Below are 16,823 nucleotides of genomic sequence, written 5' to 3'. Positions count from 1 at the left end.
GAATCAGAAAATGGGGGCTGGCAGGCGATGGGGTGGGCGTGTGGAAGGGCTTGTCAGCTGTTCACTCGGCTAACGTCCAGCCGCCGCCCAGCGCCTTATAGAGGCGCACATGGTCCGCCGCGACCGCAGCGGTGGTGGTGGCCACGCTCTCTTGTGTGGACAGCAGCGTGCGCTGGGTCTCCAGCACCGCCTGAAAATCAATGAGACCACTGCTGTAGCGCTGCTGCGCCAGCAGGGCGGCGTTGCGGGCGGCGTCTGCGGCAGCGGTCAGGCGCTCCAGCTTTTCGCGGTCGCCGCGCAGGGCCACCAGCGCGTTCTCCACATCCTGCAGGGCCGTGAGCACCGTGGATTCGTAGGCCACGCGGGCCTGCTCCAGCGCGGCAGACTGCACCCGCACCTGCGCGCGGGCGGCGCCACCGTCGAGCAGCGGAATGGATACGCTGCCCAGCAAGGCACTGGTCACCGCACTGCCACCCGACAACGCCCCCAGCGTGAGGGCACGCAGGCCCAGCGACCCGCCGAGGGAGAAGCTGGGGTAGCGCGCCGCATCGGCCTGCGACACACGCGCCAGGGCGGCGGCAATGCGCTGCTCGGCAGCGCGCACATCGGGGCGTTGGCGCAGCGTTTCCGCCGGAATTGCCAACGCCAGTTCTGCGGTGGGCTGCGGCAAGGGCGCGCTGGCGGCCAGGGTGGAGTCCAGGGCACCGGGCACCTGCCCCGTCAGCACGGCCAGGCTGTAGCGCGACTGCGCCAGGCTGGCTTCGAGCGAGGGGATCTGCGCGGCCGTCTGTTCGGCCGCTGCACGGGCCTGCTCGGTGACGAGCGAGGTGGTCAGCCCCGCCTGCAGGCGCCACTGCGTGAGCTGCAGGGTCTCCTGCTGGCTGGCCAGGTTGCTGCGCGCAATGGCCAGGCGCTGCTGCAGCCCGCGCAGCTCGATGTAGTTGATGGCCACCTCGGCGGCCAGCGACACCTGCACGTCGGCCAGGCTGGCCTCTGCCGCGCGCGCATCGGCCTCGCTGGCGTTCACGCCGCTGCGCACGCGGCCAAACACATCGGGCTCCCAGCTCGCATCAAAGCCAGCCTGGAAGGTGTTGCCAGTGCTGTTGCTCGCGCGGCTGCGCTGCGCCGATGCGGATGCGCCCACGCTGGGCAGCAGGCCAGCCGATTGCACATCTACCTGCGCACGCGCCTGCTGCAGCGAAGCCTGGGCAGTGCGCACGCTGGTGTTGGCGCGCAAGGCTTGCTCGACCAGCGTGGTGAGCACTGCATCATCGAACCGCTGCCACCACTGGGCAAGGGATGTAGTTGCAGCCGCTTGCGAGGCACCGTTACCTCCCGCAGACCACTCCGAGGGAACGGCCACCTGGGGCAAGGTGTCGTCGGTGGGTGCCAGGCTGGCACACCCGGCAGTTACCAGCACGCACAGAGTCAGGGCCGTTTGCCTCCACGGCGCAGCGCGCACAACGTGCGCTGCGCGGGCGGGGGGAGCGCCTGGAGAGGCCGGTGGGAGAAAACGCATGGGCAATGGCTAGGCAAGGGAAAACCCCATTGTGAGCAGCGATTGCGCAGCCAAGGTACCGACTGGGTCAAGCCCGCGTAAAGAATTGATGCAAGTCAACGATCACTGGGCGGTCGCGCCGACGCAGCCTGCAACTCAAACACATGGGCCTGCAGTGCCGCACAACGGGCACAGCCGGCCTGTGGGCCAGGTCGTCGGTCAGTGCGCGCGCAGCGACTCGTCACGCAGCAACACCACCGGCGCAAAAGCCCGGGCCCGGTATTCGCTGGGGCTGCAGCCCACATGCGCGCGAAACGCCCGGCTGAAATGCGCGCTGTTGCTGAAGCCCCAGGACAGCGCAATGTCGGTGACCGAGCGCTGTGCGTGCGCAGGGTGGCGCAGGTCGCGCAGGCAGGCCTCCAGGCGGCGGCGCTGGATCATGGCGGCCAGGGTTTCTTCGTCGTCGGCCACCGCGTTGTACAGGTGCCGCTTGCTGCAGTTGAGCGCCTGGGCCATGCGGTCAATGGTGAGGTCTGGGTCGCCCAGATGGCGGTCGATGTACTGGCTGATGCGGTCACGCAGGGCCTCGCGCTGCGACAGCAGGCTTTGCTGGCCGTTGCGCTCCAGCAACGACAGCTGCACCAGGTGCGTGATCACATCGGCCACGCCATCGGCGGCCGCATCGGACATGGTGGGCAACTCGGAGAAGGCGGCGCGCATGGTGTCCCACGCGAGGCGCGACACGCCCGTGGTGCCCGAAAAGCGCTGCACCATCAGGTCGTCCAGCTTGAGCTTGCGCTCGGGCAGCTGTTCCTTGGGGATCATCAGCACCATCTGCCGCACGGCCTCGGGGTTGCTCACGGCGTAGGCGCGCGTGGTGTCGTACACGCTCCACTCGCCAGGCGACAGCCACACCTGGCGGCCGTTTTGCTCAAAGCAGGCCCGCCCTTCGAGCTGCGCCACCACCTTGATGTAGGCCCGGTCGCTGCCCCGGATGAGGCTGGGGGTGCGCACCACGCGGTGGCGGCTCACATCCAGCTGGCACAGGTTCACATAGCCCGCCTGGCCCGAGGTGATGTGGCCCGCAAAGGCATCGTCGCCAAACGCATCGGACTCCAGCCCGCCAATGAGGCGCCACACGGCATCGCCCCACAGGTGCAGGCGGTCGCGCGCGGGCACGGCGTCGGTGGATACCTCGGTCAATGATTGGGCCATGGTGTCTCCAGGCAGTTGGGCGCAAGCCGGATCGTTATGCCCCTGAATTATCCGGCGCCCCGTTACCCCGTGCCACCGAGGGAAATCCGGGTAAACCCGCTGCCGCCTGCACGCTGAGGCAAGCGTTTTGTGCACGCTGAGCGCAGCGCGCTGGGGCCCGTCTCCCTACGATTCTCAGCACGGCGTGCACCACGCAGGCCCCATCCGAGGAGACACACAATGACAGCACACCAACCCTCCAAGCGCCAGTGGATCAAAGGCGCCGCCGCCACGGTCGGCACCCTGGCCGTGGCCCCCCAGCTGTGGGCCCAAACCGGCAGCGCAGCCCCCATCCGCATCGGCTACGCCATTGCCCGCACAGGCCCCTGGGCCGCCGGCGCGCAGGTGAGCCAGGAGCCCAACTACCTGCTGTGGGCCGAACAGGTGAACGCAGCGGGCGGCCTGAGCGTGAAGGGTACCAAGCGCCCCATTGAACTCATCGGCTACGACGACCGCAGCGAGACGGAAACCTGTGTGCGCACCTACGAAAAGCTGATGGGCAGCGACAAGGTGGACCTGATCCTGCCGCCCTGGGGCTCGGGTGCCAACTTCGCCATCGCACCGCTGGCCAACCGCTTTGGCTACCCGCTGCTGGCGCCCACCGCGCTGTCGCGCAAGCTGATCGACATGAACCTGCCGTACTTCTTCTCGCTGCTGCAGCAGCCCGACAAGATGATGGGCGCGCTGGTGGACATGCTGGTGGCCAACAACGTCAAGACCATTGCCATCGTCTACATGGACGACCTGTTTGGCCTGGAAAACTTTGCCGCGCTGAACAACGCGCTCAAGAAGACCGGCATCCAGGTGCTGGAGCGCAAGAGCTATCCGCTGGGCGTGAAGGACCTGGCCCCCGTGCTGCGCGGCATCAAGGACCAGAACCCCGACGCCTTCATCGGCATCACCTACCCGCCCGACACCATCCTGGCCAGCCGCCAGGCGCGCGAAGTGGGGCTGAACCCCAAGTTCTTCTACGCCTCGGTGGGCACGGCCTTCCAGCTCTACAAGAACGTGATGGCCGCCAACACCGAGGGCGTGATCGGCATGGGCTCGTGGAGCGTGAAGACCAGCCCCGAGGCCAAGGCGTACTTCGACGCCCACGTGAAGAAGTTCAACAAGGAACCCGACCGCTGGGCCAGCGGCCACGCCTGGGCGGGCCTGCAGATCCTGCAGCAGGCCGTAGAAAAGGCGGGCCTGGACCGCAAGGCACTGCGCGAGCACATCGCCAAGAACGAGTTCCAGACCATCCTGGGCGGCATCCGCTTCCAGGGCAGCGAGAACGCATCCATTCCAGGCACCGTGAGCCAGTGGCAAGGCAACGACTTCGAGGTGGTGTGGCCCAAGGATCGCGCCACCGCACAGCTCAACACCAACAAGCCTGCGTGGAAATAACTTCTTCGGAACTCACACTGTGTCTTTGACTTCCTGGGCCGAACTGGTCGCCAGTGGCCTCATTACCGGCGGCATCTATGCGCTGGTGGCCATGGGCCTGAACCTGCAGTACGGGCTGATGCGCATCATGAACATCTCGCATGGCGAGTTCCTGATGCTGGGCGCCTTCCTCACCTGGTCGGCGCACACCCTGTGGGGCATCTCGCCGCTGCTGCTGATGCCGCTGGCCTTCATCGCGCTGTTTGCGCTGGGCGTGGCGGTGCATGCGCTGTGCTTCAAGCGCCTGGCCGCCCGCGCACCGAATGTGGACGTGTTCGAGGCGCGCAGCCTCATGGTGGGCTTCGGCCTCATGTTCCTGGTGCAGAACACCGCCCTGTTGATCTGGGGCGGCGACCTGCGCGGGTACGAGTACCTGGCCGACCCGGTGCAAATTGTGGGCATGCGCTTCACTGAAAACAAGCTGGTGCTGTTTGGCGTGGCGCTGGCGTTATCCGCAGGTTTGATCGCGCTGCTCAAGCTCACGCTGCTGGGCAAGGCCGTGCGAGCGCTGATGCAGTCGCCCACGGGCGCGCAGCTGGTGGGCATCAACACGCGGCGCCTGCACCCCATGATGTTTGGCATTGGCCTGGGCCTGTCGGGCGTGGCGGGCGCGCTGCTGTCGATGACGTATGAGATTTCGCCCTCCATGGGCGAGCCCTACACCGTCACCGCGCTCATTGTGATCACGCTGGGCGGCTTTGGCAGCCTGGCGGGCAGCCTGGCTGGCGGCCTGCTGCTGGGTGTGGTCGAAGCGCTGGGCATGCACTTCAGCAGCCCGTCTCTCAAGATGCTGCTGAGCTATGCAGTTTTCATCGGCGTGCTCATCTGGCGCCCCAACGGACTGTTCTCCAAAAAATGACCGCTCTCTATTCCAACAAGCCCTGGCTGGCGCTGGCTGCGGGGGTGGCGGTGGTCGCCACCCTGCCCTGGCTGGTGTCCGAGTTCATGGCCTCCGTGCTGCTCAGCTGCCTGATGTACATCGCGCTGGCCACCAGCTGGTCGCTGTTCTGCGGCGCCACGCGCTACCTGTCGCTGGCCACCTCGGCCTTCTTTGGTGTGGGTGCGTACACCAGCGCGATGCTGCTGGGCGTGCTGCCCTGGCCCCTGGTGATTCTGAGCGGCGCGCTGATCGCCACCATCGTGGCCGTGGTGATGGGCGCGGCGGTGCTGCACCTGCGCGGCACCTACTTTGCGGTGCTCACGTTCGGGATGACCGAGCTGATCCGCCACGCGGTGACCTTTGTCGAAAAGCAGGTCTCCGGCACCGTGGGCCGCGTGCTCACGGTGGTGCCCAGCAATGAGACGGTGTACCTCACGGTGCTGCTGATTGCGGCGGGTGCCATCGCCACGGCGATTGCCATCCAGCGCAGCCGCTTTGGTCTGGCGCTCTCGGGCATTGGTGCCGACGAGCAGCGCGCCCAGACGCTGGGCGTGGACACGCGCCTGGCCAAGATCGCGGGCTTTGGCATCACCGCCGCCTTTGCAGGCGCCGTGGGCGCGGCCATGGCCGTGCGCTGGACGTACATCGAGCCAGCAGCCGTATTCAGCCCCTTCATCGGCTTCCAGACCGTGCTGATCGCGCTGATTGGCGGCGCGACCAGCCTGGGTGGCCCCATCCTGGCGGCCATCGTGTTCAGCCTGCTGGCCGAAACGCTGCGCCTGCAGCTGCCCTATGGCTACATGATGGTGCTGGGCCTGCTGCTGATCTTGTGCGTGATGTACCTGCCCAATGGCCTGGCCACGCTGTGGCAACGGCGCAAGCCTGCAGCTGCGGAGGCACACCATGGCTGAAGCCCTGTTGACCATCGACGCCGTGACCGTGCGCTTTGGCGGCCTCACCGCCGTGGATGGCGTGAGCGCCACGCTGCACACGGGTGAACTCATCGGCATCATCGGCCCCAACGGCGCGGGCAAGACCACGTTCTTCAACGCCATCTCGGGCGTGCAGACGCCCACATCGGGCACGCTGATGAGCGGCACCGACAACCTCACCGGCAAGGGCCCGCACCACTACGCGGCCCACGGCATTGCGCGCACCTTCCAGACGCCGCGCGTGTTCCCCGACATGACGGTGCGCGACAACGTGCGCTTTGGCATGCAGTTCGCGGGTCGCCACCGCCAGGGGCCGGATGGCCTGCGCAGCGAAGGCGAAATCCTGGCCATGCTGGGCCTGGCGCACCTGGCCGACCGCCCCGCTGCCGACGTGACGCCGTCACAGCAGCGCCTGCTGGAGATCGGCATGGCCCTGGGCACCCGCCCGCGCCTGTTGTTGCTCGACGAGGTGGCTGCGGGCCTGACCGAAGCCGAGGTGAACGCCATGGCCCAGCGCATCCGCCGCCTGCGCGATGACTGGGGCCTCACGGTGGTGTGGATCGAGCACGCGGTCACCACGCTGCTCAAGTACGTGGAGCGCGTGCTGGTGCTGCACCAGGGCCGAAAGATTGCCGACGGCACACCCGCCGAGGTGGCGCGCGACCCGCAGGTGATCGAGGCCTATCTGGGTGACGAAATGACCAGCGACACTGCACAAGGAGCCACGGCATGAGCGGCGCACACCTCACAGTGCAGAACCTGACCACCGGCTACCACGGCTTTCAGGTGCTACAGGACCTGTCGCTCGAAGCCCCTCCCGGCATCACCGTCATCGTCGGCCCCAACGGCGCGGGCAAGACCACGCTGCTCAAGGCGCTGGCCGGGCTGCTGCCGCGCACGGGCACCGTGGCGCTGGACGGCACCGATCTGCCCGCGATGAACGCCACCGCCTGCGTGCAGCGCGGCCTGGCGCTGGTGGCCGAGGGCCGCCAGCTGTTCCCGCAAATGACGGTGACCGAGAACCTAGAGCTGGGCGGCTGGCTGGTGCCATCACGGGTGCGGGCCGAGCGGTTGCACCAGGCATTCGAAGACTTCCCGCGCCTCAAGGAACGCGCCACGCAGCTCGCGGGCACCATGAGCGGCGGCGAGCAGCAGATGGTGGCCGTGGCCCGCGCGATGATGAGCGGCCCGCGCCTGTTGATGCTGGACGAGCCCTCGCTGGGCCTGGCGCCGCGCATGGTCGATGAGCTGCTGGCCATCGTGCAGCGCATTGCCGCACAGAGCGTAACGGTGCTCATGGTCGAGCAGAACGTGCGCAAGGCACTGCAGATAGCGCAGCGCGGCTACGTGCTGGAGCGCGGGCGCATCGTGGCGTCTGGCGCTGCCGCTGAACTGCTGCAGTCCGATGTGGTGCGCCAGGCCTATCTCGGCGTGGCCTGAAACCCCTTCCTCCCCCTTTTTCATTTGTTCTTTTTCAGGAGCTTTCATCCATGACTGCCATTTCCATGCTGATCAACGGCGCGCGCGTGCAAGCCACCGGCGGCGCCACGTTTGAGCGCCGCAACCCGCTCGACGGGTCCATCGCCACCACGGCCCCCGCCGCCAGCGTGGCCGATGCCAAGGCCGCTGCCGACGCAGCCGCCAAGGCCTTCCCGGCCTGGTCGGCCCTGGGCCCCAACGCCCGCCGCGCGCTGCTGCTCAAGGCCGCACACGCGCTGGAGGCCCGCACGGCCGACTTTGCGGTGGCCATGGCGGCCGAGACCGGCGCCTCGGGCATGTGGGCCGGTTTCAACGTGCACCTGGCTGCCGGCCTGCTGCAAGAGGCCGCCGCCCTGACCACGCAGATTGCAGGCGAAGTGATTCCGTCCGACGTGCCGGGCAGCCTGGCCATGGGTGTGCGCCAGGCGGCGGGTGTGGTGCTGGGCATTGCACCGTGGAACGCACCCGTCATCCTGGGCGTGCGCGCCATCGCCACGCCACTGGCCTGTGGCAACACGGTGATCCTGAAAGGCTCGGAGCTGTGCCCCGCCACGCACGGCCTCATCATCGAGGCGCTGCAGGAGGCTGGTTTGCCCGCTGGGGTGGTGAACTTTGTGACCAACGCCCCGGCCGATGCGGGTGCTGTGGTCGAGGCCATCGTGGCCCACCCGGCGGTGCGCCGCATCAACTTCACCGGCTCCACCAAGGTGGGCCGCATCATTGCGCAGACCTGCGCCAAGTACCTCAAGCCCGTGGTGCTGGAGCTGGGCGGCAAGGCCCCGCTGCTGGTGCTGGATGACGCAGACATCGACGCCGCCGTGGCGGGCACCGTGTTTGGCGCGTTCGCCAACTCGGGCCAGATCTGCATGTCCACCGAACGCATCATCGTGGACAACGCCGTGGCCGACGAGTTTGTGACCAAGCTGGGCGAGCGCGCCAAGGCCCTGCCCCTGGGCGACCCGCGCAAGGGCCCGGTGGTGCTGGGCTCGGTGGTGGACATGGCCACGGTGCACCGCTGCAACGCCCTCATCGACGACGCACTGGCCAAGGGCGCCAAGCTGGTCTGCGGCGGCAAGAGCGACAGCACACTCATGCAGGCCACCGTGCTGGACCACGTGACGGCCGAGATGGACATTTACCGCGAAGAATCGTTCGGCCCCGTCAAGCCCGTGGTGCGTGTGAACGGTGTGGAAGAAGCCATTGCCTGCGCCAACGACAACGAGTTCGGCCTGTCGTCCGCCGTGTTCAGCCGCGACGTCGCCAAGGCCTGGAACGTGGCCGCGCGCATCGAATCGGGCATCTGCCACGTCAACGGCCCCACGGTGCACGACGAAGGCCAGATGCCGTTTGGTGGCGTGAAGAGTTCGGGCTACGGCCGCTTTGGCGGCATGGCCGGGGTGCGTGAGTTCACCGAACTGCGCTGGATCACAGTGCAGACTACTCCCCGCCACTACCCTTTCTGAAGTTTAAAAAAGATAGCTGCTAGCGCTTTGTGGACAAGCGCTAGCGGTCATTTTCACTCAAATTTCAAACTGTGATCGCATCCAGCGGCCAACGAGGCTTGACGTCAAACGCGTAGTCGGTATTGGCCTGCTGCTGCCCGGCCTGTAGGCGCATCGCAGCAGCCATGGCAATCATGGCGCCGTTGTCGGTGCACAGGTGCAGCTCGGGGTAGTGCACGCGCACCTTGGCTGCGGCGCAGGCGGCGTTGAGCTGGGCGCGCAGGTGCCGGTTGGCGCCCACGCCACCGGCGACCACCACACGCTTCAGGCCGGTCTGCTTGAGGGCGGCCAGGGTTTTCTTCACCAGCACTTCGACAATCGCGGCCTCGGTGCTCGCGGCCAGGTCGGCCTTGCGTGCCTCGAATTCATCGCCCAGCTTCTTGGCCTGTGTGAGCACGGCCGTCTTGAGCCCGGCAAACGAAAAATCCAGATCACCGCTGTGCAACAAAGGCCGTGGCAGCTTGAAGGCCGTGGCACTGCCTTGCTCCGCCAGCCGGGACAGCGCCGGACCACCCGGATAGCCCAACCCCATGAGCTTGGCGGATTTGTCAAACGCCTCGCCCGCCGCATCGTCAATGGTCTCGCCCAGGATCTCATAGCGGCCCACGCCGTCCACACGCATCAGCTGGGTGTGGCCGCCCGAAACGAGCAAAGCCACAAAAGGAAATTCCGGTGGGTCGGCACTGAGGAAGGGCGACAGCAAATGCCCCTCGAGATGGTGCACACCCAGCACCGGCTTGTTGAGCGCCGCACCCAGGGCGCAGGCTACGCCCGCCCCCACCAGCAGCGCGCCGGCCAGACCCGGGCCGCGTGTGTAGGCCACCACATCCACATCGGCCAGCGTCTGCCCGGACTCGGCCAGCACCTCTTTGGCCAGCGGCAGCACACGGCGAATGTGGTCGCGGCTGGCCAGCTCTGGCACCACGCCGCCATAGGCCTGGTGCATCTCGATCTGGCTGTGCAGCGCGTGCGACAGCAGCGTAGGCACGGCATCGCCCGTGGAACGGACCAATGCCACGCCGGTTTCGTCGCACGAAGATTCAATACCCAGGATCAGCAAGCTCATGCCCCGAGTGTAAAACCCGGGGCTGATCCGTCCTTGCAGGCCTGATTACCAGCGGTCCGACCGCATGCGCAGTTCCCAGTTGCCGCTGCGCAGCTCGTACACCCCCACAGCGCCGTAGCGTTGCTCGCCCTTGTCGTCCCAGGTCATGGTGCCGATCACCGGGGCGTAACCGTTGATGCTGTGCAGGGCCTTGGTGATGTCCTTGGGGTCGGCGGACTTGGCTTTCTGGATGGCGGCCGAGAGCACGTAGGTGCTGTCATAGCTGTAGTGGCCGCCGTAGGCCGGGGGCTTCTTGAAAGCGGCGATGTACTTTTCAAGGAAAGGCTTGCCGGTGGTGAACTCCTTGGCTTCCAGCACGGGCGAGGTGGCGTAGAGCCCCTGCACGATGCCCGCGCCCTTGGTCATGTCGGTAGTCTTGATGGTGTCGCCGCCCAGCAGGCTGACCTTGGTGTGGTCTACCTTCTTGAGCGATTCAAGCAGCGCCAGGGCCTGGAAGTCGTTGAGGGTCGAGACGATCACCTCCACGTTGGCGGCCTTGAGTTCACCGGCCAGTTCGTCAAAGGCCACGGTCTTGTCGTCGAACGACTTGCGCACCACCACTTCTTTTTTCTCGGCCTTGAGCTGCGCGGCAGCACCGTCGGCCAGGCCCTTGCCGTAGGGCGTGCCATCGTCCAGCGCGGCGTAGCGATTGGCGCCCAGCTGCGTGGCGGCAAACGAGCCGATGGCGCGCGCCTGCAAGGTGTCGTTGGCCACCATGCGGAACGTGGTCGGGAACCCGAGCTGGGTGAACTTGGGGTTGGTGGAGATGGCGATCTGTGGAATGTCTTTGGCGGCGTAGATGGGGGCCGTCTCGATGCTCACGCCCGAGTTGAGGTGGCCCACCACCGCGACCACGCCCGCATCCACCAGCTGCTGCGCCACAGCCTTGCCGGTGGTGGCGTCGGCCTTGTCGTCCACGGACACGACCTCCAGCGTCACGCGTTTGCCGTCCACGGTGTAGCCGGACTTGTTGAGTTCATCCACCGCCAGCTTCACGCCGTTGAGCAGATCCTGCCCCAGGGCGCCCAGCGGGCCAGAAAGGGGCTGCGCTACACCAATTTTGATGGTGTCCGGCACCTTGCCGCATCCGGTCAGGAGTGCGGCAGTCGCCACTGCGGTCAAGGCCATGCTGGCCGAGAAGCGGCGCCGGTTGATGTGCTTGTTCATGCAAAAAACTCCATTTCAGTGTGACTGTGTGTGCAGATGTATATGCGACGCCCTGCTGGGCGGGCTACCGGGTATGCCCTCCCACGGTGTCAGTATTAGCAACTTTCAGGCCCTGCAACGGGGACCAGTACCGCGAGGCGCAGCGGGCCTGGGGCCGGGATAACCCGGAGCGCAGGGAGTTTGCACGGGCCCGCGGAGGGTGTGCACCACCCCGGCGCACCAATTTGTGGCGTAAAAATTGCTTATCCTCGCCGGTATGAATGAGGCTTTGCGCATCGTGGTGGTGGCCCCGGATCTGGCAGTCGCCGACCCTGACGACGAACACGCCGTGGAACAGGCGGAGCGGTCGCGGGCGCTGCGCATCGGGCTGCTGGAGAACAACTTCAACCTGGTGGCCACGCTGCCCGCCGATGTGTTCCTGAGCGAGCGCATCGCCCAGCTACAGCCCGACCTGATCATCGTGGACGCCGAGAGCGAAGCCCGCGACGCGCTGGAGCATGTGGTGATGGCCACGCGCGACGAGCGCCGCCCCATCGTGATGTTCACCAACGACGAGGACACCTCGCACGTCAAGGATGCCGTGGCTGCGGGCGTGTCTGCCTACATCGTGGCAGGGCTGGCACCCCAGCGCATCCGCCCCATCCTGGACGTGGCCATGGCGCGCTTCCAGCACGAACAGGCGTTGCGTGCCGAGCTGGCCGATGCCAAGACCGAGCTGCGCGACCGCAAGACCATCGACCGCGCCAAGGGCCTACTGATGCAGCGCCAAGGCCTGACCGAACAGGCCGCCTACGAAAAGCTGCGCAAGACGGCCATGGACAAGGGCCTGAAGCTGGTGGATGTGGCGCAGCGCATGCTGGATGTGATGGATCTGCTGGGCTAGAAGCCACGCCCCTTGAGCGGCTGTGCCGCTCCCCTTATTTAGCATCGCTGCGGGCGGACCTTGCCCGGCATCCCTCGCCAGGGCCGCGCCCCATTGCGGCGGCCCCTCCCAGCCCTCCCAAATGGTGCGCCGCACAAAGGCAGTGCGACCACTCTCATCACAACAAGAATATCCCTGCTGCAAGCTCCACAGGCGTGTAGCGCTTATTGATCAACCACAGACAGCTATTTATTCCATAGCATCCAGCGCTCCAACATGGCGCAGCAGGCGCTGGCACGCGCTTTGCATTGCACAGTGCAAGACCAATGCAGGTCTGACCACTGACAGCACTGACCCAACGGCGGGCCGGTGCTGGCGAGGAGCCCCGGACCCGTTCCAGGCTCCACCCAGGACAAAGGCGTCCCCACCCGCTCCCGGCGTTGCTTTGATGCAGCCAGCCAGGCGCGGTGTGAGGACGCCTTTTTTGTTTTTCACGCCACCAGGGATGCCCCATGACCGATCTGTTGAAAACCAGCCTCAACCGCCGCACCGTGCTGCAGGCCGCCACCGTGGGCGCTGTGGGTGTGAGCCCCGCGCTGCGCGCGCTTGTCCACGCAGCGGGCTCCGACGCCCCCGAGAAGAAGGAAGTCAAGATCGGCTTCATCCCGCTGACCGACTGCGCCAGCGTGGTCATGGCTTCGGTGCTGGGCTTCGACAAGAAATACGGCGTGACCATCGTCCCTAACAAGGAAGCCAGTTGGGCCGGCGTGCGCGACAAGCTGGTGAACGGCGAACTGGACTTTGCCCATGTGCTGTACGGCCTGGTCTACGGCGTGCATCTGGGCACCGCCGGCCCCAAGAAGGACATGGCCGTACTGATGAGCCTGAACAACAACGGACAGGCCATCACCTTGTCCAAGGCGCTGGCAGACAAGGGCGCGGTGGATGGCCCATCCCTGGCCAAGCTCATGGCCAGCGAGAAGCGCGAATACACGTTTGCGGGCACCTTCCCCACCGGCACCCACGCGATGTGGATGCACTACTGGCTGGCCGCGGCGGGCATCAACCCGCTGTCGGGCGCCAAGCTCATCACCGTGCCGCCGCCGCAGATGGTGGCCAACATGCGCGTGGGCAACATGGACGGCTTTTGTGTGGGCGAGCCCTGGAACCACCGCGCCATCATGGATGGCATCGGCATCACCGCCAACACCACGCAGGACATCTGGAAGGACCACCCCGAAAAAGTGCTGGGCACCACGGCCGAGTTCGTCAAGAAGTACCCCAACACCACGCGCGCCGTGATGATGGCCGTGCTCGAAGCCAGCCAGTGGATCGATGCCAGCCTCTCCAACAAGATGAAGATGGCCGAAACCGTGGCTGGCAAGGCATATGTGAACACCGGCGTGGACGCCATCAACCAGCGCATCCTGGGCCGCTACCAGAACGGGCTGGGCAAGACCTGGGACGACCCCAACCACATGAAGTTCTTCAACGACGGTGCGGTGAACTTCCCCTACCTGTCGGACGGCATGTGGTTCCTCACGCAGCACAAACGCTGGGGCCTGCTCAAGAGCCACCCCGACTACCTGGCCGTGGCCAAGGAAGTCAACCAGGTCGAGCTGTACAAGTCGGTGGCCAGTGCCATGAAGATCAGCGTGCCCAAGGACGTGCTGCGCACCAGCAAGCTCATCGACGGCGTGGTGTGGGATGGCAAGGACCCCGCCAAGTACGCCGACGGTTTCAAGATCAAGGCCTGACGGCAACCCTGCCCCAGCGCCCGTCCGGCCACCCCGCAAGCAAGCCCTGCACAGGAGAACACCATGGTCAGTGCCGTCTTTCATTCCCCGTTGGATGCAGCCCCCGTGGCCGCACAGAATGCTATGAATACTGTAGCTGCAAGCGCATCATCCACTAGCGCAAGAAGCCAAAAGGCTGCGATATCTGCCCCCAAGGCACCTGCAACGCCCTCCAGCGCGGCCACTGGCCGCGACTGGTCCGCCCTCTCGCGCAGCTTCTGGCTGGCCGTGCTGCCGCCGCTGTGTGGCCTGGGCCTGCTCATCGGCCTGTGGGCGGTGGTCTCCACCACCACGGGCGGCAGCATCCCCAGCCCCAAGGACACCTGGCAGCAGGCGCTGGAGGTGTTCAGCAACCCCTTCTACCGCAACGGCCCCAACGACCAGGGCGTGGGCTGGAACGTGCTGATGAGCCTGCAGCGCGTGGCCATCGGCTTTGGCATGGCGGCACTGGTGGGCATTCCGGCGGGCTTCGTGATCGGGCGCTTCAGCTTTCTGTCGCGCATGTTCAACCCGCTGATCAGCCTGCTGCGCCCTGTGTCGCCCCTGGCCTGGCTGCCGATTGGCCTCTTGGTCTTCAAGGGCGCCAACCCGGCCGCCATCTGGACCATCTTCATCTGCTCCATCTGGCCCATGATCATCAACACCGCCGTGGGCGTGCAGCGCGTGCCGCAGGACTACATGAACGTGGCGCGCGTGCTAAACCTGAGCGAATGGAAGATCGCCACCAAGATCCTCTTCCCCGCCGTGCTGCCCTACATGCTGACCGGCGTGCGCCTGGCCGTGGGCACCGCGTGGCTCGTCATCGTGGCGGCCGAGATGCTGACCGGCGGCGTGGGCATCGGCTTTTGGGTGTGGGACGAGTGGAACAACCTCAACGTCAAGAACATCATCATCGCGATCTTTGTGATCGGCATCGTCGGGCTGCTGCTGGAGTACGCACTCATCAAGCTGGCCACCGCATTTACGTTCGAAGAGGTCAAAACTTGACCCACCCCTGAGCCGCGCCTGCGGCACGTCACCCCCTAAAGGGGGCACCACCCGTGGCCCGGCAAAGCCGGTTCCACGGTGGTCCTCGAAAAAACCAGGAGTTCCCAATGCATGCCTCTCTCACCACCAAGTTCATCGAGATCCACGGCGTCGAGCAGACCTTCAAGACGGCCAAGGGCCTGTTCCCGGCGCTGCGCGACATTCACCTGACGATTGCCAAAGGCGAGTTCGTCGCGCTCATCGGCCACTCCGGCTGCGGCAAGTCCACCCTGCTCAACCTCATCGCGGGCCTGACCACGCCCACCAATGGCGCGCTGCTGTGCGCCAACAAGGAGATCAAGGGCCCGGGGCCTGAGCGCGCCGTGGTGTTCCAGAACCACTCGCTGCTGCCCTGGCTCACCTGCTTTGACAATATCTACCTCGCGGTGGAACGCGTGTTTGGCGCCAAGGAAACCAAGGCCCAGCTCAAGGCCCGCACCGATGCCGCGCTGGCTCTGGTGGGCCTGACGCACGCGGGGCAGAAGCGCCCCGGCGAAATCTCGGGCGGCATGAAGCAGCGCGTGGGCATTGCCCGGGCGCTGTCCATGGAGCCTCAGGTGCTGCTGATGGACGAGCCCTTCGGCGCGCTCGACGCCCTCACCCGCGCCAAGCTGCAGGACGAACTGCTGGAGATCGTGGCCCGCACCCAAAGCACCGTGGTCATGGTGACCCACGACGTGGACGAGGCCGTGCTGCTGTCCGACAAGATCGTGATGATGACCAACGGCCCGGCCGCCACGATTGGCGAGGTGCTGACCGTGGACTTGCCCCGCCCCCGCAAGCGCGTGGAACTGGCCGAGGACCCGCAGTACGTGCACTACCGCAAGGCGGTGATCGACTTTCTCTATACGCGGCAGGGCCACGTCGAAAAAGCTGCCTGAGCGGCCAGCTCAGACACCGCGCAGACCACCAAAAGGAAAGGGCACTGACCAGATCGGTCAGAGCCCTTTTTGTTTAGGTACCCATGCCAGGACCATAGCCCCCCCAAGGGGCGCCCCATCGCGCCGGGTGCGTCCCCCTTCCCGAACGGCACAACCCTTCAGAGAAGGGGCAGAAGGCGCATAGCGCCTCGGGGAGCTGCCCTCAATGGCTCCCGGTGATGTAGTTCTCCAACTGCTCAATGATGAATTTCTGCTCGGAGATGATGTCCTTGACCAGGTCGCCAATGGAAATCATGCCCACCAGCTTGCCGTTGTCCACCACGGGCAGGTGGCGCAGGCGGTTGTTGCTCATGAGCTGCATGCACTGCTCGCTGGTCTGGTCCGGGCGCACAAACATCACAGCGGTTGTCATCACATCCTTGACCTGGGTGACGGCCGACGTGCGCCCCATGAGGGCAATTTTGCGGGCGTAGTCCCGCTCGGTGAAGATGCCGACGATGGACGCGCCCTCGGTCACGATGAGCGCGCCAATGCCCTTGTCGGCCATGAGCTGGAGGGCATCCAGCACGGAGGCAGCAGGGCTGATGGTGTGGACGGTGGCGTCGGGTTTGGACTGAAGAATCTTGGCGACTGCGGTCATGGAAACCTCCCTCGTGAAAACGGAAACAGGCACAGAGAGATTTCAGCCCATAAGCCCCGTGGGCGCAACCCACGCAAGCCCCATGTGCGGCGCTTTTTGAGCGTGCTGTTGCGCGGCGAACGCAACGGATGTTTCCGCGCCGTTGCATAGCGCACGCCGCGAAACAAACTGAAAAGAAGCGAAACCGCGGCGAGACGACGCCCCCGGGCTGCCCCGGCACGATGGAGCCCATGTTCACCGCACCGACCACACACCTCTTTCCGGCATCTGCCGCGTGCCAGCGCCCAGCGGTTTCCATGGCAAACCGCCACGGTTCCGAAGGCCGGCAAACACGGCAGACAGCCCGAAAGATTGTTTCCAATACTGGAACAGT

General features: G+C 65.9%; 15 protein-coding genes. 10 read left to right on the top strand and 5 right to left on the bottom strand.

Annotated elements, in window-relative coordinates; translation table 11 throughout:
• Nucleotides 1–61 precede the first annotated feature (61 nt).
• Together ACODSM_RS08475 and ACODSM_RS08470 are read right to left on the bottom strand one after the other, a co-directional pair.
• Complete coding sequence (locus tag ACODSM_RS08475) at nt 62–1,420, bottom strand: efflux transporter outer membrane subunit (RefSeq protein WP_488804958.1); 1,359 nt, start codon at nt 1,418–1,420, stop codon at nt 62–64.
• A 297-nt stretch (nt 1,421–1,717) separates the two neighbouring features.
• On the bottom strand, nt 1,718–2,713 hold the full coding sequence (locus ACODSM_RS08470) for an AraC-like ligand-binding domain-containing protein (protein WP_488804957.1): 996 nt from the start codon (nt 2,711–2,713) through the stop codon (nt 1,718–1,720).
• Nucleotides 2,714–2,932: 219 nt separating this feature from the next.
• Between ACODSM_RS08470 and ACODSM_RS08465 the strand changes: the two genes are divergently transcribed.
• From ACODSM_RS08465 to ACODSM_RS08440, 6 genes are read left to right on the top strand one after another with little or no spacing between them, the layout of a single operon-like run.
• A complete protein-coding gene (locus tag ACODSM_RS08465) occupies nt 2,933–4,141 on the top strand; it encodes an amino acid ABC transporter substrate-binding protein (RefSeq protein ID WP_488804956.1) in 1,209 nt (402 codons plus the stop codon).
• Nucleotides 4,142–4,160: 19 nt separating this feature from the next.
• Nucleotides 4,161–5,039, top strand: coding sequence for a branched-chain amino acid ABC transporter permease (locus tag ACODSM_RS08460; RefSeq protein ID WP_488804955.1), 879 nt, complete (start codon nt 4,161–4,163; stop codon nt 5,037–5,039).
• On the top strand, nt 5,036–5,971 hold the full coding sequence (locus tag ACODSM_RS08455) for a branched-chain amino acid ABC transporter permease (RefSeq protein ID WP_488804954.1): 936 nt from the start codon (nt 5,036–5,038) through the stop codon (nt 5,969–5,971). Before ACODSM_RS08460 ends, ACODSM_RS08455 begins: the two co-directional genes overlap by 4 nt.
• Nucleotides 5,964–6,725: an ABC transporter ATP-binding protein gene (locus ACODSM_RS08450; protein ID WP_488804953.1), complete on the top strand. Its 762-nt coding sequence runs from the start codon at nt 5,964–5,966 to the stop codon at nt 6,723–6,725. The genes ACODSM_RS08455 and ACODSM_RS08450 overlap by 8 nt, the downstream gene beginning before the upstream one ends.
• The gene (locus ACODSM_RS08445) at nt 6,722–7,432 is read left to right on the top strand and encodes an ABC transporter ATP-binding protein (protein ID WP_060986566.1); all 711 of its coding nucleotides are present in this window, start codon (nt 6,722–6,724) and stop codon (nt 7,430–7,432) included. The genes ACODSM_RS08450 and ACODSM_RS08445 overlap by 4 nt, the downstream gene beginning before the upstream one ends.
• Before the next feature lie 50 nt (nt 7,433–7,482).
• Nucleotides 7,483–8,934 carry an aldehyde dehydrogenase gene (locus ACODSM_RS08440; protein ID WP_488804952.1) on the top strand — a complete coding sequence of 484 codons (1,452 nt, stop codon included), beginning with the start codon at nt 7,483–7,485 and terminating at the stop codon, nt 8,932–8,934.
• 64 nt (nt 8,935–8,998) lie between these two features.
• Here the strand turns inward: ACODSM_RS08440 and tsaD are convergent, their stop codons facing one another.
• Together tsaD and ACODSM_RS08430 are read right to left on the bottom strand one after the other, a co-directional pair.
• Nucleotides 8,999–10,039 (bottom strand): tRNA (adenosine(37)-N6)-threonylcarbamoyltransferase complex transferase subunit TsaD, encoded by a 1,041-nt coding sequence (gene tsaD / locus ACODSM_RS08435; protein ID WP_116747611.1) that lies wholly within the window; start codon nt 10,037–10,039, stop codon nt 8,999–9,001.
• Between the two features lie 45 nt (nt 10,040–10,084).
• Nucleotides 10,085–11,245 (bottom strand): branched-chain amino acid ABC transporter substrate-binding protein, encoded by a 1,161-nt coding sequence (locus ACODSM_RS08430; protein WP_060986569.1) that lies wholly within the window; start codon nt 11,243–11,245, stop codon nt 10,085–10,087.
• A 256-nt stretch (nt 11,246–11,501) separates the two neighbouring features.
• Here ACODSM_RS08430 and ACODSM_RS08425 point away from each other — a divergent pair, with 256 nt between their 5' ends.
• From ACODSM_RS08425 to ACODSM_RS08410, 4 genes are all read left to right on the top strand, one after another.
• Nucleotides 11,502–12,128 (top strand): ANTAR domain-containing response regulator, encoded by a 627-nt coding sequence (locus ACODSM_RS08425; protein WP_015015144.1) that lies wholly within the window; start codon nt 11,502–11,504, stop codon nt 12,126–12,128.
• A gap of 491 nt (nt 12,129–12,619) precedes the next feature.
• Nucleotides 12,620–13,864, top strand: coding sequence for a CmpA/NrtA family ABC transporter substrate-binding protein (locus tag ACODSM_RS08420; protein ID WP_209819093.1), 1,245 nt, complete (start codon nt 12,620–12,622; stop codon nt 13,862–13,864).
• 63 nt (nt 13,865–13,927) lie between these two features.
• Entirely contained in the window at nt 13,928–14,890 is a 963-nt protein-coding gene (gene ntrB / locus ACODSM_RS08415; RefSeq protein ID WP_488804951.1) for a nitrate ABC transporter permease, read from the top strand.
• 107 nt (nt 14,891–14,997) lie between these two features.
• Nucleotides 14,998–15,810 carry an ABC transporter ATP-binding protein gene (locus tag ACODSM_RS08410; RefSeq protein ID WP_343736148.1) on the top strand — a complete coding sequence of 271 codons (813 nt, stop codon included), beginning with the start codon at nt 14,998–15,000 and terminating at the stop codon, nt 15,808–15,810.
• Between the two features lie 202 nt (nt 15,811–16,012).
• Here the strand turns inward: ACODSM_RS08410 and ACODSM_RS08405 are convergent, their stop codons facing one another.
• Nucleotides 16,013–16,450 carry a CBS domain-containing protein gene (locus ACODSM_RS08405; RefSeq protein ID WP_060985047.1) on the bottom strand — a complete coding sequence of 146 codons (438 nt, stop codon included), beginning with the start codon at nt 16,448–16,450 and terminating at the stop codon, nt 16,013–16,015.
• Nucleotides 16,451–16,823 lie beyond the last annotated feature (373 nt).

Source organism: Acidovorax sp. FG42 (assembly GCF_057809195.1).
Note: the sequence above shows the minus strand (reverse complement) of the source record. Positions and strands in the feature narration are given on the sequence as shown.

Excerpts from the sequence above, each read along its gene's own strand:
- ACODSM_RS08410 (WP_343736148.1), top strand. The coding sequence starts at position 14,998 with ATGCATGCCTCTCTCACCACCAAGTTCATCGAGATCCACGGCGTCGAG.
- ACODSM_RS08465 (WP_488804956.1), top strand. The coding sequence starts at position 2,933 with ATGACAGCACACCAACCCTCCAAGCGCCAGTGGATCAAAGGCGCCGCC.
- ACODSM_RS08420 (WP_209819093.1), top strand. The coding sequence starts at position 12,620 with ATGACCGATCTGTTGAAAACCAGCCTCAACCGCCGCACCGTGCTGCAG.
- tsaD (WP_116747611.1), bottom strand. The coding sequence starts at position 10,039 with ATGAGCTTGCTGATCCTGGGTATTGAATCTTCGTGCGACGAAACCGGC.
- ACODSM_RS08440 (WP_488804952.1), top strand. The coding sequence starts at position 7,483 with ATGACTGCCATTTCCATGCTGATCAACGGCGCGCGCGTGCAAGCCACC.
- ACODSM_RS08445 (WP_060986566.1), top strand. The coding sequence starts at position 6,722 with ATGAGCGGCGCACACCTCACAGTGCAGAACCTGACCACCGGCTACCAC.
- ACODSM_RS08455 (WP_488804954.1), top strand. The coding sequence starts at position 5,036 with ATGACCGCTCTCTATTCCAACAAGCCCTGGCTGGCGCTGGCTGCGGGG.
- ACODSM_RS08430 (WP_060986569.1), bottom strand. The coding sequence starts at position 11,245 with ATGAACAAGCACATCAACCGGCGCCGCTTCTCGGCCAGCATGGCCTTG.
- ACODSM_RS08425 (WP_015015144.1), top strand. The coding sequence starts at position 11,502 with ATGAATGAGGCTTTGCGCATCGTGGTGGTGGCCCCGGATCTGGCAGTC.
- ACODSM_RS08405 (WP_060985047.1), bottom strand. The coding sequence starts at position 16,450 with ATGACCGCAGTCGCCAAGATTCTTCAGTCCAAACCCGACGCCACCGTC.
- ntrB (WP_488804951.1), top strand. The coding sequence starts at position 13,928 with ATGGTCAGTGCCGTCTTTCATTCCCCGTTGGATGCAGCCCCCGTGGCC.
- ACODSM_RS08470 (WP_488804957.1), bottom strand. The coding sequence starts at position 2,713 with ATGGCCCAATCATTGACCGAGGTATCCACCGACGCCGTGCCCGCGCGC.
- ACODSM_RS08450 (WP_488804953.1), top strand. The coding sequence starts at position 5,964 with ATGGCTGAAGCCCTGTTGACCATCGACGCCGTGACCGTGCGCTTTGGC.